Below are 14,297 nucleotides of genomic sequence, written 5' to 3'. Positions count from 1 at the left end.
GGCTATTTTTCTGCAAGGGCGAAGCATTCGGGCGACCAATGATCAATTTTATGAAAAGGCTATTTTCCGAATGCTTCGCCCCTACTTCGCCCGTACAGGAGTCAGGAGTAAAACCCTATTAGAGTGAGAGTTTCATGATTCATTGATGTCCTAACTACTCTGTCTACGGCTATATTTGAGAGTCTATCCCGTCATCCACTGTTTGTTGTTGAATCTATGAAGTCTTATTTAGCCGCCGCTATTCAAATGACCAGTGTGCCTGATCTAGAGAAAAATTTGGCACAAGCAGAAGAATTTATTGATCTGGCCGTGCGCCAGGGTGCTGAGTTAGTGGGTTTGCCAGAAAATTTCTCTTTTATGGGAGAGGAAAAAGATAAACTTGCCCAAGGAGATGCGATCGCCCAAACAACAGAGACATTTCTCAAAAAAATGGCGCAACGCTTTCAAGTTACTATCCTGGGCGGCGGCTTTCCTGTACCTGTAAATAGCACAGGTAAAGTTTACAATACGGCTTTACTTATTGATCCTAATGGTCAAGAACTTGCTCGCTACCACAAGGCACATTTATTTGATGTCAATGTCCCTGATGGTAACACCTATCAAGAATCTAGCACCGTTATGGCTGGTAAGGAATTACCCCCAATCTATTTTTCGGAAAACTTGGGTAATATTGGACTTTCTATTTGTTATGATGTCCGCTTTCCAGAATTATATCGGCATTTAGCAGATAAGGAAGTCCATGTTGTGTTTGTTCCTGCGGCTTTCACGGCTTTTACAGGGAAAGACCACTGGCAAGTATTATTACAAGCTAGGGCAATTGAAAATACTTGTTATGTCATTGCACCGGCTCAAACTGGTACTAACTATGCTCGTCGTCAAACCCACGGACACGCCATGATTATTGATCCTTGGGGTGTAATTTTAGCTGATGCGGGGGATAAACCAGGAGTGGCGATCGCTGAAATTAAACCTTCTCGTTTGGAACAGGTGCGCCGTCAAATGCCATCTTTACAGCATCGAGTCTTTTAGCAAATTAGATCCCCGACTTCTTGAAGAAATTGGGGATCTAGCTACAAATATCAATGATCAAAATTGAGTTTTCATACCTTCGGTGTAAATATTATCTAGGGTTTGCTGAAAAAAAAACCGGGAACCACAAACGCCCCCGGTTTATTTATCTATAGGTATAGCAAGGCTACACCCTATTTTATTTTTGAGAAAAAATTAAACTTTAGCAGCAGCTTTCATTACTAATTCGCCTTTAGCGTATTTAGCAGCAAACTCTTCTAAAGAAACTTGTTTGATCTTGCTTGCATTACCAGCAGTTCCAAACTGTTGATAACGGTCAGCACAAACTTTTTGCATATACTTAATCGAAGGCTTCAAGAAATGACGGGGATCAAATTCCTTGGGACCTTTAGCCAAAGCTTCACGTACAGCCGCAGTGATAGCCAAACGGTTATCAGTGTCAATATTTACCTTACGCACACCACTCTTGATACCTTTTTGGATTTCTTCAACAGGTACACCGTAGGTTTCAGGAATAGCACCACCAAACTCGTTGATCAATGCAATTAAATCTTCGGGTACAGAAGAAGAACCGTGCATTACCAAGTGGGTGTTAGGTAAGCGGCGGTGAATTTCTTCAATGCGGCTGATCGCTAAAATTTCGCCAGTGGGTTTACGGGTAAATTTATAAGCACCGTGGCTAGTGCCAATAGCAACAGCCAAAGCATCTACTTGGGTAGCTTCTACAAACTCAACAGCTTGATCAGGATCGGTTAACAATTGAGAATGATCCAGAGTACCTTCAAAACCGTGGCCATCTTCAGCTTCACCAGCACCGGTTTCTAAAGAACCTAAACAACCTAACTCACCTTCAACGCTCACACCCAAAGAGTGAGCAACATTGACAACTTCTTTGGTGACAGCAACGTTATATTCAAAGCTGGCAGGAGTTTTAGCATCAGCTTCCAAAGAACCATCCATCATCACGCTGGTGAAGTTGTTCTTGATAGCTGAATAGCAGGTAGAAGGAGCATTACCATGATCTTGGTGCATGACAATGGGAATATGAGGATAGGTTTCTACCGCTGCCAAAATCAGGTGGCGCAGAAAGTTTTCACCAGCGTAGTTACGAGCGCCGCGAGAAGCTTGTAAAATTACAGGGCTATCTGTTTCATCGGCAGCTTTCATGATTGCTTGAATCTGCTCTAAGTTGTTAACGTTAAAAGCAGGGATACCGTAACCGTTTTCAGCAGCGTGATCCAAAAGTAGCCGCATAGGTACAAGCGCCATAGATAGTCCTCCTAATGTGTTTGTCAGCTAATCAGTTTTAGACAGGCGTAATGTTTACGCTAATCTTAAGAGTTTTTTCAACTTATAGGAAATTATATCTAGTATGGGGTGTTTATGTTGAAAAAGTTTGCTGTCTTACTCTATCAAGGTAATCTATAGTTTCCATGTACTGTTGTCATATTAGCTACTGTCAACAGTGTTGGTTTGGTAGGCTATGTGACTGGTGACTGGTGACTGGGAATAATGGATCTGTTGTTTGCTTCCTAACTCGCCACTTTTGACTTTTGACTTTTGACTTCCCCAAGGGCGCTCCTGCTTCCTTGCTGACTACAGCAGTTTTCATGTCTTTAGACCACAGTCAGGGCGAAGCATTCGGATGATAGTCTTAGGTAAAAACCGATAATTAATTGTCCGAATGCTGATGCTTCCAGCACGCTTCGCGAACGCCCCTACATTTTTGACGCGAAACCTAAATCAAAATGTGGTTTATTTACCTGAAAATAGCTGTAATGGCAAAATTACGATCGCATAAGGTAACATCAACAAAAATTGATAGGGAATATTTGCACCCAAGGCTTGTATTCTCATGGATATCAAGCTTTGGATCGGGTTCAATCTAGCGCAAATCAAGTAAACTTAACTAAATTGTTGTGCATAAAACCGCGCATATCTTCCTTCTAATGCTAACAATTCTTCATGATTTCCTGATTCGACAATTTGCCCTTTTTCTAAGACTAATATGCGATCGCATTTTCTCACTGTTGATAATCTATGGGCAATAATTAACACCGTGCGATTTTCCATTAATCTTTCTAAAGCCTCCTGTACTAAGGCTTCTGACTCGGAATCTAAGGCTGATGTTGCTTCATCCAGTATCAAAATTTGCGGATTTAAGAGTACAGCACGGGCGATCGCTATTCTTTGTCTTTGTCCTCCTGATAAGTTTACACCTCTTTCACCTACCCAAGTTTGATAACCTTCGGATAGTTGCATAATAAATTGATGAGCATTAGCGATTTTTGCAGCTTCTTCCACTGCTTCCATCTCAAAATTTTCTTGTCCAAATGCAATATTTTGAGCAATAGTTCCTGAAAACATAATTGTTTCTTGGGGAACAATACCAATTTGTTTTCTTAAACTATTTAATGTTACATCTTTAATATTAACATCATCTATAAAAATATCCCCAGATTCAGGATCATAAAACCTTGGTAATAAATTCACAAATGTAGTTTTTCCCGCACCAGAAGCACCGACAAGTGCAATAGCTTCTCCTGGATTTACTAATAAGCTAATATTATTTAATACCAGTTCACCAGGTTTATAAGAAAAACTTACATCACGATATTCAACTTTACCATTCACATCAGGAAGGGTAATAGAAATTGGGTTTTCTAATACCGTCGGTTGAATAGCTAATAACTCAAAAACCCGATCAACAGAAGCCTCACCTTGTTTAAATTCATTATAATTATTGGTAGTATGACCGATAGGATCAATTAGCAAAGCTGCTGCTGCTAAATAACTGAAAAATTCACCTACCGTTAAATTATTTTGGGAAATTTGCCAAGCTCCCACCATCAACAAAGATAAAGCACTGACAGCTTCTAAAAAACCGACAATGGGAATTTGTATTGCTTTTAATCTTTCGGCGGAATATTTAGCTTTTAAAGTTCTTTCTGCTTCATGACTAAATCTATTAATTTCGTAAGTTTCTGCTGCAAAAGCTTGAATTAAACGAATCCCACTAAAAACTTCTGTTAAAATAGCTGATAAATCAGAAATTCGGTTTTGACTTTTGAGCGAAAATTTGCGTAAACGTTCCCCAAACCAACCAATTAAAATTCCCATAATTGGCGCTACAATTACCGTAGCTAGGGTAAGTTGCCAATTTAAATAAATCATGTAAATGGGAATAGCAATTAGTTGTAAAACACAGGGAATCAAATCATGAAACACCTTATTTACAACTTCCCCAACTCGGTCTACATCTTCTGTTAACCTATAAGATAAATCTCCAGCTTTTGCAGTTTCAAAATAACTGAGATTGAGTTTTTGTAAGTGGGTATAAACCTGTTGACGGAGATAAAAAGCAACCCTTAAAGCTGCCTTAGCCATATATAAATCTTGTACAGATTGAAAAAACCCCCGCACAAGAAATACTAAAGCACAAAATCCCGTTAATTGAGCGATCGCCACTACATTACCCTGTCCAAAGGGAACTGCTAATTTACCTGCAAGATTAATTAGCGTTAACGTAGCTAAAACATAGCCTATAATACCCACAAATCCCTTAGCAATAATTTCCCATTGCTTGCGGATATAGGGTAAAAGTAACCAATAATTAGAACGATTTTTAGTCATTAGTCATTAGTCATTAGTCATTAGTCATTAGTTATTAGTCATTGGGTTATTCATCCTCCCAGTCACCAGTCACCAGTCCCCAGTCCCCAGTCACCAGTCACCAGTCCCCAGTCCCCAGTCCCCAGTCACCAGTCACCAGTCACCAGTCCCCAGTCCCCAGTCACCAGTCCCCAGTCCCCAGTCACCTACCTACCTAACCAAGCTTTGATCACATCCAATAAACTAGAACCACCCCAGACCAAAGCTAGTAAAATAGAAGTGGTTAAAATTCCCCCCATTAAACACAGAACTAAACCACCTAAACTAATAGCACCATCATCCTCAGACAAACCAAAAGCAGTCACAAAAATGCCCATTGCTGGTAAAGTATTAGTACCAGGGATGGGAATCATCATAGAAATAGCCATGAGAGCGATCGCCACCCCAATAGTTACTCTACCTGGTAATGTGGTACAAATATAGGAGAGACGGGGACGAGCGATCGCTTCAATTCTCCGCAACCAAGGCAGTCCCGCTTTCAGAAACCCCTGAACGGTAGAAAGTTGAATTTGATGGTTTAGCATTTTAGCAGGTAGCCAAGGAGTTTTAGCACCTGCAACCAACTGTACCGCCAACAAAAAAATCAGCACACCAAAAGGCGTTGAATAACCAGGTGCAGGAACTGGTAAAGCAGAAGGTAAAGACAAAATAACCAACAAAAATCCAAAAATTCTTTCCCCAGCTAGTAACAAAATATCTGCCAAAGTTACCTTTTCAGGACGTTCTTCTTCAAAAAAATAGCGTTGTAATTCGTTAGACAGTTTAGCCATAAGAGCTTTTATAGTTCCTAAGAGAGAAATCTTAACCTTGATTGTTCCTATTTTCTGAGATCAAAGGCAAAATTGCCATCAAACAACGTGCATAAAATCAGACATAACAGAGAAGTTGCATCCAACATCTTAACCTTATGCAATCCGTAAAATTAAAAAACCGTATGAAGTTGAGATAAAGTTATCTTGGATGAAGTGCGTAAGAAGTTAAACAAAAAAATGCAAAGATACTTAAAAGTAATCAGACTTTTTTGGAGTGCAGCCATTTCGGCAGAGATGGAGTATCGTCTCAACTTCATCATAGCTACCTTGAGCAGCTTAGGCAATCTTGCGGGTAGTATTTTTGGCTTATTCTTATTTTATCGCACAGGTTACACCTTTCCCGGCTGGTCTTGGGATGCAGCTTTAATAGTTTTAGGAATTTTCACCCTCTTGCAAGGTTTTTCCGCCACATTCCTAGCTCCCAACTTAAACCGCATAGTTCGTCATGTGCAAGAAGGGACATTAGACTTTGTATTATTAAAACCCATCCGCAGTCAATTTTGGCTTTCAACTCACACCCTATCACCCTGGGGATTACCAGATTTAATCTTTGGTTGTATCATCATTGGTTATGCAGGTAAACGCCTGGGTTTAGGAATAGATGATTATTTATTGAGTATATTTCCTTTAGGTTGCGGTTTAGTCATTCTTTACAGCCTATGGTTTATGTTAGGTTCTACAAGTATATGGTTTGTGAAAATATACAACGTTACTGAAGTATTAAGAGGTTTATTAGAAGCGGGTAGATATCCGATTGTAGCTTATCCCGCAGCTTATCGAGTTTTCTTTACCTTTGTAGTTCCAGTTGCATTTTTAACTACCGTTCCTGCTCAAACAATGTTAGGTGAAAGTCAGTTAACTTGGTTCATGGGTGCTGTATTTTTAGCGGTGGTGTTATTTTTTGTTTCTACTTGGTTTTGGCGGTTTGCTTTAAGGTTTTATACAAGTGCATCGAGTTAAAAAGGTTATTTAAAGTAGACAATAATCTCATCTAAGCAACTTCTGTTCTTAGTTGATGAAGTTTAGCTGTTGTCATTCATTTGAGATGGCAAATTCTACTCAAATATGCATGAATCGTCCTCTGGGTAGGCAACTCACGTAAAGTTAATTTGGCAAAGGATTGTTAAGATGCTCTTACCTATACCTATAAATCTAAAGAAATTATGCATAAATTTTCCAAAAAGGCAAATTGTATTATAGTAAACAGTAATTCAAAAATATGAAATTTTTTCATGTTCCTCAATTGTGATTTATGTAAATTAAATTAATTGTATAAATTAGGTTGGGGATAATCAATACGCTTTATCCCATATCAGTATGAGTTATAAAGACCAGCAAAACCTGTTAGACCTCATGTTACAAAACACGAATATTAACGCCAGTAAAAATGAGAGCGATGTAGCAGCGCATTTCAAGAATAGTTTAACTGATTCTTCTCATCCACCAGTGGTTGGTATGCGTTGGTTTATGAGTTCTAAAATTCATAAAGCTACAGTGACAGAAGCTGATGTTAGTTACATTGGCAGCATTACAATTGACGAATTACTCATGGAAAAGAGTGGTATTTTACCAGGGGAAAAAGTTATGATTGTAAGCAATACAAATGGCGCAAGACTGGAGACATACACAATTCCAGGGAAACGAGAATCTGGAACTATTTGTATCAATGGCGCTGCTGCTCATCTGATTAAAGTTGGTCATGAGATTATTATTATCGGGTTTCAACTGTCAGCAAAAACTTTAGAACCGAAAGCCATCTTAGTTGATGAAAATAATCAATTTGTTCGGTATCTCTAATAATCTCAAGATTTTACCGAAAACCGTGTCAACTGTTAGTCATTACTCACAATTACAGCAATTTTCATGTCGGCATCCCACGATTATGTTTATAAACTGCTGTACGAAGTAATTACAAAAATTCCTGTGTTTCAGATAAGGTGCTTTAATTCATGTACAAACAATCGGGGACTGATAGAGACACCATTGATCTCTGTGGCATTGGTATCGGTCCTTCTAACCTGAGTCTTGCTGCCCTACTCTACCACAAAGTCAAGTATATTGATTTTGAATTTTTTGATGGCCGCAGGGAATTGTCTTGGCATTCGGGTATGTTGTTTCCCGATGCAAATCTTCAGAATTCTTTTCTCAAAGACCTAGTTACACTGGTTGATCCATCCAATCCCTACTCTTTTTTGTGCTTTCTTGCTGAACGTGGTCGGCTATATCGGTTTCTCACAGCTCGTTTTTCCAGTGTGAAGCGCAAGGAATTTGATCAATACCTACGCTGGGTAAGTCAGTCGATTCCTCACCTCAACTTCAACCAGAAGGTAGAGACTATCGAGTTTAATGATACAAACCAGCAATTTATTGTTCACACATCAGAAAAAACTATAGCTACAACCCACCTGGCTCTAGGTACAGGCTTAACGCCCAAAGTCCCTGATTGCGCTCGCCCACACTTAGGAGATGATGTTTTTCACTCTATCCACTATTTACAGAAGAAAATTCAGTTCCCTGGTAAACGAGTAACAGTGATTGGCGGTGGACAAAGTGGAGCCGAAATTGTTTCTGAGTTACTCTCCAATTCTCATGCTCTGCCAAAGAAATTATACTGGATATCTTCCCGTCCGAACTTCTTGCCAATTGACGATTCACCCTTTACCAATGAATATTTTGTACCCCGTTATAGCGACTACTTTTATGGATTACCGCAACAAGTTCAAAAAACTTTAGTGGCAGAACAAACACTTGCTAGCGATGGTATTACTGAAAGCTTGCTAAGTTCAATTTATCAGCGATTATACCAACTGGAGTTTCTGGAACAATCTCCCAACATTGCTAAACTGATTCCTAATGCACGATTGTGGGAATTACGACCAGATTATAACAGTTGGCATTTAATTATACGTAGTCAATTGGAGAGCGTACAAATAAATTCTGATGTGATCATCTTGGCAACGGGTTTTGAGTATCGTATCCCTGACTACTTGAAGTCTCTCAGCCATCGTTTGGAGTGGAGAGAAGGACAGCCTGTAATTAATCCTGACTTTTCTGTTAAATGGGATCGTTCAGATAGTAATCGGATATACACTCAAAACTGCTCACGATTACAACGGGGAGTTGCCGATCCGAATTTGAGTTTGATGGCATGGCGGAGTGCCACTATTGTTAATAGTCTTGTAGGTCGTATGGTGTATCCACGCTCTCAATACGATGGCTTAATTGACTGGGAACTTCAGTCTGATCATGCACATCAAACCCTTGCCTACGAGATTATAGAGAGGCTGTCCGCTTAAGCTGTGAACTTTTGTGAGTTGTTCTTGCTTCTACACAGTTGCTTTTTCGCCCTTGGTAAATAAATGTTAACTCCTCAGACAAATTTATCTAAATCTGCATCTAAACCTCTGGTTTTGTTTTTAGGGACACGGGCATTAACTCTGGAACGCATTGCAGAAATCACCACTGCTAGAGAAGGGGGCTATGAAATTATCATGGCTTCTGATACCCCAGCACTGTTTCAATCTTACGGCTTTTCACACAATATTTATGCTCCCTTAAGCGATTACGAAACCTCTACTGATTGTATCCTTAATTATATTAATGAGCAAAATCTGACTATCTGTGGTGTAATTGGTTGGCAAGATCGAGAAGAGGAATTAACTAGTCATCTCACAGCTAAGTTAAATCTTCCTACTTGTGAACTCGCAGCAAATCGATTCGCTCGGAACAAGTCAGCAACCAGACAATTGCTTGAGGAGCTTGGGGGTAAGTATAATCCGAAATACGCTTGTGTTGTGGATTTAGCTTCATTTGAAGATGCAATCAACAAGATTGGTACACCTTCTCTATTAAAACCTGCGGGTAATTCGGGTGGGCGTGGGATTGTAGCTGTGCGATCGCCTGAAAATCTAGCGGATATTTGGGAGCATTTTTATAACTACAACGCACCTTCACAGGGGGGATTATACGCTAAGTACCGAGAATGTGACTTACTTGAAGAAATGCTTATCGGTAGTGAACATTCTATCGCCGGAATGGTAGTTGATGGTGAAATATATTTGTTTGCAATTATCGATAAACGTATTGATTTAGGACTACAGTTACAGTACGAAAATGTATTACCTTCAACTCTTGCACCCGAAATTCAGGACGAAGTCAGGGAAATGGCATATGCTGTGATGAAGTCTACAGGTATTAATTGGCGAGGTTTTCATATTGATTTTATGGTGACTTCCCATGGATTACGGATTCTTGAAATCGGGGCTAGACCAGGTGGAGAGTGTATTAATTCTCACTTAATACCAATGGCATCTTCTGGTGAAATTCAACCCTATCGGCTGTTACTAGATTATGTGATTCAGGGTAAGCGTGTTCCTCTTGAACAGCAAGATTACACACAAACTTTTACACGCCGTGTAGGTTCACGGGTGATTGCTCCACCAAGTCCTGGGAAGATTACTCGCCTCAATGGTTTAGAAAAAATCTGCGAACATCCTAATACAAGAGACTTTACACAGATTGCTGGAGTTGGTAGCATCATGCGTCCCCCAACGGAAGCTTATGAACAGTACAAGATTGCTTATGTGATTGCTGAATGTCCCCTGGAAGAAAATCTCAGTCACATCTTCGATCGCCTTGTCTCTCAGCTAGAAATTGAAATTTCTCCGATGTAATCACAAACTCACTTAATTCATTCTTAATTCATTTTGAACTACGATCATGATTAAAGCACAGGAAAAACAATTACTGCCAGATGTTCCTACAGACAAACTCAATCAAGCTGTTGAGTTTCCCAAGCTTCCTTACGTTTCAACTTGGTCTAATGCTCAGGGAGTCCGCTTTTTTGATGCTGAACTCAAACGCGATGGAAATGATGTCGCACCTTTCTTGACTGGTCAGTTTATTGTTAAACCCGGGGCAACCTCAGTTACTGATTGTCATGATGTGCGTGAAGTATGGATTGTAGGTAGAGGTAAGGGTATTTTATACTACAATCAAAAGCCATTAGAAATTTCTGAAGGTGACTACCTTTTTTATGATTCCCAAGAATCCCATCAGGTGACAAATACTGGTCAGGAAGATTTGGTAATTTACTGCTGTTGGTGGACCAAATGAAGGTTCAAGAACTCTCTGCTGAACAAACTGCTGATCCTGGATATGATTTGTGCATTGTTGGCGGGGGAATTATTGGAGTTTTGACAGCTTATCAAGCAGCGATCACCTATCCCAATATAAGAATAGCTTTAGTAGAACGAGGTGAATTTGGTTTAGGTGCTTCACAGTATGCTGCGGCACTATCTAGTACCCTCGCCAGCACAGTTTTGGTAGGGGAGTTGTCCAGTGAAAGTGACAGGTTTTATCTTAATTTAGCCAGGGAGAATCCTACTTTACCCATTCGCCAATTACCAATCATTTATGTTGGCGATTCTTCAGATCCCATCCTTCATACAACTCGTACAATTACTGAAGTTAAGCCAGATGATCCCCGCTTCTCCCTACCACTCTCTCAGTTAACAAATGCCCATAGACTGCTCTATGGTGGTGATGTCCTGCATATAGAACCACTAGGATTAATTAAATCTTTAGTTGGAAAATTACGGACATTTGCCAACGTTAATTGTTTTAAGTATACAAGCGTTGAGTCCGTACAAATCATGCCAGAGGACAAATTATGGTTGAATACAAATAGAGTCTTTGGTATTAAAGCAGAACAGGTATTATTGGCTTTAGGACCTTGGTCACTGTTCCACCAGATGACGCGATCCAGTGTTGAGGTCAGCTGTCGTAACAAGAAAATTGTCACAATGCGGCTTGATGTGTCTCCACCTGGTAATTGTCCAGTGATCTTTTTTCCAAAAGAAGATGCTTTCTTACTGCCTACTGATGAGCAATTTTTGTTTAGTATTCGTTCCGATGAGTGGGATATTCAACCAGATCAAAAACTGCTGATTTCCGATGCGGATCGACGCAATGGGCGTAGAATTCTTGAACGCTATGCGCCGAATTTACTTGATTACTATGATGATCGAGATGTTTTTTGTGATTGTTACAGTTCCAATTCTGAACCAGTAATAATACCACATAATCGCCTTTCAAAAGTTTTTATTGCTACTGGTGGAAATGGTCGCGGAGTTCGTCTTGCTCCGGCGATCGCTCGTATGGCATTAACAAAATTAATACCAACTAGTAATTATACACAAAATAGCTATTAAGAGCAGATAAATCTGTATCTTATCTGGTTGCTTATAATTTGCTAATCGGCTATTTCAGGTTATTTACAACTAAAAACAAGACCCGAACTTAATTTTTGATTGATTAAATTTTGGACATGAAAACGATTTTTCAAACTCCTATTCAAACCCAGGATTACTTGTTTGTTCCCTCTAATCCTGCTGCCAATGGAAGACTGCATTTAGGACATATTTCTGGTCCTTACTTAAGTGCAGACATAGTCGCACGCCATCGCCGTCGTCAAGGTCATTCAACAGCAACTATTTTCGGGATTGATGCCTATAATTCCTATGTTGTTCGTCGTGCCGAAATTGAAGTTTCTCACCCGGCGGAGGTAGCCACAGAGAATCACTCTCTAATTAAAGAGGATTTACAAGCTATGAATATCCTCCATGATGTTTTTACTAATCCACTAGATCCTGAATGGTGTGATCATTATGAGCAAAAACATAGAGAAATTTTTGCTGTTCTGGAGGCTAAGGGTGTCATCCATTCGATTGATGAATACTCCCCTTATTCTGAACGTGAAAATCGCTTTTTACCAGATTATGCTGTATCAGGAACCTGTCCAGAATGTGGTGCAGGTATGGGAGGTTTTTCCTGTGAGGGTTGTGGGGGATATTTTTATCCTGATGCAATTTTAAATCAGGTTTCTGTGGCAGGGGAGACGGTTAAATTTCGTCCGGTACGTCAACTTTGTTTAAATACTTCTAACATTCCGTTAACGTTATCCGATTTTGATCGATATCATTTGTCTGAATCAGTACGTTTAATTATCCAAAAACACATCGAGAAACAGGATGGATGGTTTAAACTGACTCATCACTTTGATTGGGGAATTGATATTGATTTAGGAGGTGAAAAAAGAGCTATTGCCAGCTTTATGACCGAATATATTTATAATCTGATGCACGGAGATTTATATGCGTCACTGACTGGCAAACACGAGAATCCTTATCGCAAGTCTTCTTCTGTGAAAATTATTTGTAGTTTCGGCATTGATAACGTACTCGCTCAAGCCTTTGGCAAAAATTTAATAGCAAAAGGATTGGACGATTATAAGGCTGATGATGGATTTTTAATTAACTACTTTTTTAATTTAGAAGGTCAAAAGTTTTCTACTAGTCGGCGGCACGTGATATGGGCTTCTGATATTGTTACCAAAACTCCTGCCAATAGTGATGGTGTACGACTTTACTTATCACTAAATCAACCTGATGTTCCTGATAAGAACTTTGATATAGAAGCATTTTTGTCATTATATAATCGGATTCTGGTGGAACAACTCAATCCCAAATTGACTCTAGCATTTACTACATTGCGTTCTGTGAAATCACGGTTAGATTATCAGTTTGAGGATACAATGAATATGCTTATCTCCGCCATTGCGGATTTTTACATTCAACAAGACCAGGCAATCTCGGATAATCATCTCCATGCAGTTGCGATCGCCGAGCAGTTGTTAGAATGGATTAAGTATCCTGCTAATATTGAGGACTCACCAACTGCAGCGTACTGGTGGCTAAAGGGGCTAGCTCTGTTGGGTTATCCCATCATGCCGGAGCTTACCAGTTGTATTTGGTCACAACTAGCAACTTCTAAAATTCCCTTAGTTACAGAATTTCTTGAGGACTGCTGCTTAAGCTTGAATCAGCAACCCTTTGAGCAGTTTCAACCCTTGACTCGGTCTAGCATTGCACAATGCTTGCCCCATACACTACAAACAGTATAGCCACTCTTGAGAAAATTCAAAAATCCAAACTGGTTTAGATCAATATCAAACTTGGAGGTCTGAAATTGTTCCTACCCACAAGCACATCACATCATTTCACATCTGAGTTCGCCCGTAAAAAGCAGTTGCTCCCTGAAGAACTTTCAGCCCTGGTTTTCTCTCATGGCAGTATGAAATTACGTTACTATGCGCCCCAGGAAGAGGACAGGCAAATTGCTCACGCTCAGGATGAATTATACATTGTGATTTCCGGCAGTGGTTTTTTTGAACAAAATGGTAAAGAACATTCTTTTCAACCCCATGATGTAATTTTTGTACCAGCTGGAGTTGATCATCGGTTCACGAACTTTACTGAAGATTTTGCTACATGGGTGATTTTTTATGGTTCTCCCGGTGGAGAACTGAAGTTATCTTAGGTAGGTAAACCACCAAAAACAAAACCCCCTCTAAATAAATAGAGGGGGTTTTTATTTGAAATATAGCCCTGGCATCGAGCTATTGTGACAGAGGGCAACCCCTCAACTATCGTCGCCGCAGCAGCGTTTCACCTCTGAGTTCGGGAAGGGATCAGTGTGGTTCCACCGCGCCATAGACACCAGGAAAATCCTTTGGGAAGTCAAAAGTCAAAAGTCAAAAGTCAAAAATAAGAAAATTTGAAATCTGAGTTTTAACATGACAAAACCCTGAAGACTGCAAGTAACGCGAATATTAGCAATGTGAGAGGTCAAGCCCTCGGTCTATTAGTACCCCTCTGCTACATACATTACTGTACTTCCACATAGAGCCTATAAACGGGTGTTCTGCCCGTGACCTTACCCACT

14 protein-coding genes, 2 rRNA genes and 1 pseudogene are annotated in these 14,297 nt (G+C 39.9%); 10 read left to right on the top strand and 7 right to left on the bottom strand.

The features are described from left to right. The first annotated feature begins 216 nt into the window (after positions 1-216). The gene (locus tag H6F47_RS14535; protein ID WP_137668441.1) at positions 217-1,029 is read left to right on the top strand and encodes a carbon-nitrogen hydrolase family protein; all 813 of its coding nucleotides are present in this window, start codon (positions 217-219) and stop codon (positions 1,027-1,029) included. Positions 1,030-1,224: 195 nt separating this feature from the next. On the opposite strand, the gene fba is transcribed toward H6F47_RS14535, so the two are convergent. The 4 genes and pseudogenes from fba to H6F47_RS14520 all read right to left on the bottom strand — a co-directional run bounded on the left by fba (position 1,225) and on the right by H6F47_RS14520 (position 4,662). After that, the gene (fba, locus tag H6F47_RS14530; protein ID WP_096567579.1) at positions 1,225-2,298 is read right to left on the bottom strand and encodes a class II fructose-bisphosphate aldolase; all 1,074 of its coding nucleotides are present in this window, start codon (positions 2,296-2,298) and stop codon (positions 1,225-1,227) included. A gap of 190 nt (positions 2,299-2,488) precedes the next feature. Further along, a complete protein-coding gene (locus H6F47_RS14525) occupies positions 2,489-2,641 on the bottom strand; it encodes a hypothetical protein (RefSeq protein ID WP_190649720.1) in 153 nt (50 codons plus the stop codon). Between the two features lie 143 nt (positions 2,642-2,784). After that, a pseudogene (locus H6F47_RS27940) lies at positions 2,785-2,892 on the bottom strand (ABC transporter permease); the annotation flags it as partial. 42 nt (positions 2,893-2,934) lie between these two features. After that, a complete protein-coding gene (locus H6F47_RS14520) occupies positions 2,935-4,662 on the bottom strand; it encodes an ABC transporter ATP-binding protein (RefSeq protein ID WP_190649718.1) in 1,728 nt (575 codons plus the stop codon). A gap of 41 nt (positions 4,663-4,703) precedes the next feature. Here H6F47_RS14520 and H6F47_RS14515 point away from each other — a divergent pair, with 41 nt between their 5' ends. Beyond that, positions 4,704-4,859 carry a hypothetical protein gene (locus tag H6F47_RS14515; protein ID WP_190649716.1) on the top strand — a complete coding sequence of 52 codons (156 nt, stop codon included), beginning with the start codon at positions 4,704-4,706 and terminating at the stop codon, positions 4,857-4,859. On the opposite strand, the gene H6F47_RS14510 is transcribed toward H6F47_RS14515, so the two are convergent. Beyond that, positions 4,848-5,471, bottom strand: a complete 624-nt coding sequence (locus H6F47_RS14510; protein ID WP_190649714.1) for an exopolysaccharide biosynthesis protein — start codon at positions 5,469-5,471, stop codon at positions 4,848-4,850. The two genes, H6F47_RS14515 and H6F47_RS14510, sit on opposite strands and share 12 nt — an antisense overlap. A 219-nt stretch (positions 5,472-5,690) precedes the next feature. Between H6F47_RS14510 and H6F47_RS14505 the strand changes: the two genes are divergently transcribed. The 8 genes from H6F47_RS14505 (at position 5,691) to H6F47_RS14470 (ending at position 13,892) form a co-directional block, all read left to right on the top strand. After that, positions 5,691-6,473: an ABC transporter permease gene (locus H6F47_RS14505; RefSeq protein WP_190649712.1), complete on the top strand. Its 783-nt coding sequence runs from the start codon at positions 5,691-5,693 to the stop codon at positions 6,471-6,473. A gap of 357 nt (positions 6,474-6,830) precedes the next feature. Continuing rightward, positions 6,831-7,310 (top strand): aspartate 1-decarboxylase, encoded by a 480-nt coding sequence (panD, locus tag H6F47_RS14500; protein ID WP_228020468.1) that lies wholly within the window; start codon positions 6,831-6,833, stop codon positions 7,308-7,310. 152 nt (positions 7,311-7,462) lie between these two features. Further along, entirely contained in the window at positions 7,463-8,809 is a 1,347-nt protein-coding gene (locus tag H6F47_RS14495) for a SidA/IucD/PvdA family monooxygenase (protein ID WP_190347265.1), read from the top strand. A 63-nt stretch (positions 8,810-8,872) separates the two neighbouring features. Next, positions 8,873-10,186 (top strand): ATP-grasp domain-containing protein, encoded by a 1,314-nt coding sequence (locus H6F47_RS14490; RefSeq protein WP_190649710.1) that lies wholly within the window; start codon positions 8,873-8,875, stop codon positions 10,184-10,186. A gap of 46 nt (positions 10,187-10,232) precedes the next feature. Next, positions 10,233-10,628, top strand: coding sequence for a cupin domain-containing protein (locus tag H6F47_RS14485; protein WP_190347267.1), 396 nt, complete (start codon positions 10,233-10,235; stop codon positions 10,626-10,628). Next, entirely contained in the window at positions 10,625-11,725 is a 1,101-nt protein-coding gene (locus tag H6F47_RS14480; RefSeq protein WP_190347268.1) for an FAD-binding oxidoreductase, read from the top strand. Before H6F47_RS14485 ends, H6F47_RS14480 begins: the two co-directional genes overlap by 4 nt. Positions 11,726-11,841: 116 nt before the next feature. Beyond that, a complete protein-coding gene (locus H6F47_RS14475) occupies positions 11,842-13,476 on the top strand; it encodes a class I tRNA ligase family protein (RefSeq protein ID WP_190649708.1) in 1,635 nt (544 codons plus the stop codon). A gap of 170 nt (positions 13,477-13,646) precedes the next feature. After that, entirely contained in the window at positions 13,647-13,892 is a 246-nt protein-coding gene (locus tag H6F47_RS14470; protein WP_190347276.1) for a cupin domain-containing protein, read from the top strand. Positions 13,893-13,958: 66 nt separating this feature from the next. Here the strand turns inward: H6F47_RS14470 and rrf are convergent. Then, positions 13,959-14,076: ribosomal RNA gene (gene rrf / locus H6F47_RS14465) — 5S ribosomal RNA — on the bottom strand. 120 nt (positions 14,077-14,196) lie between these two features. Then, a 23S ribosomal RNA gene (locus H6F47_RS14460) occupies positions 14,197-14,297 on the bottom strand; the annotation flags it as partial.

This window comes from Sphaerospermopsis sp. FACHB-1094 (assembly GCF_014696195.1).
GTDB classification, from domain to species: domain Bacteria; phylum Cyanobacteriota; class Cyanobacteriia; order Cyanobacteriales; family Nostocaceae; genus Sphaerospermopsis; species Sphaerospermopsis kisseleviana.
The sequence above is the reverse complement of the archived record's forward strand: the minus strand, read 5'-3'. Positions and strand labels throughout refer to the sequence as shown.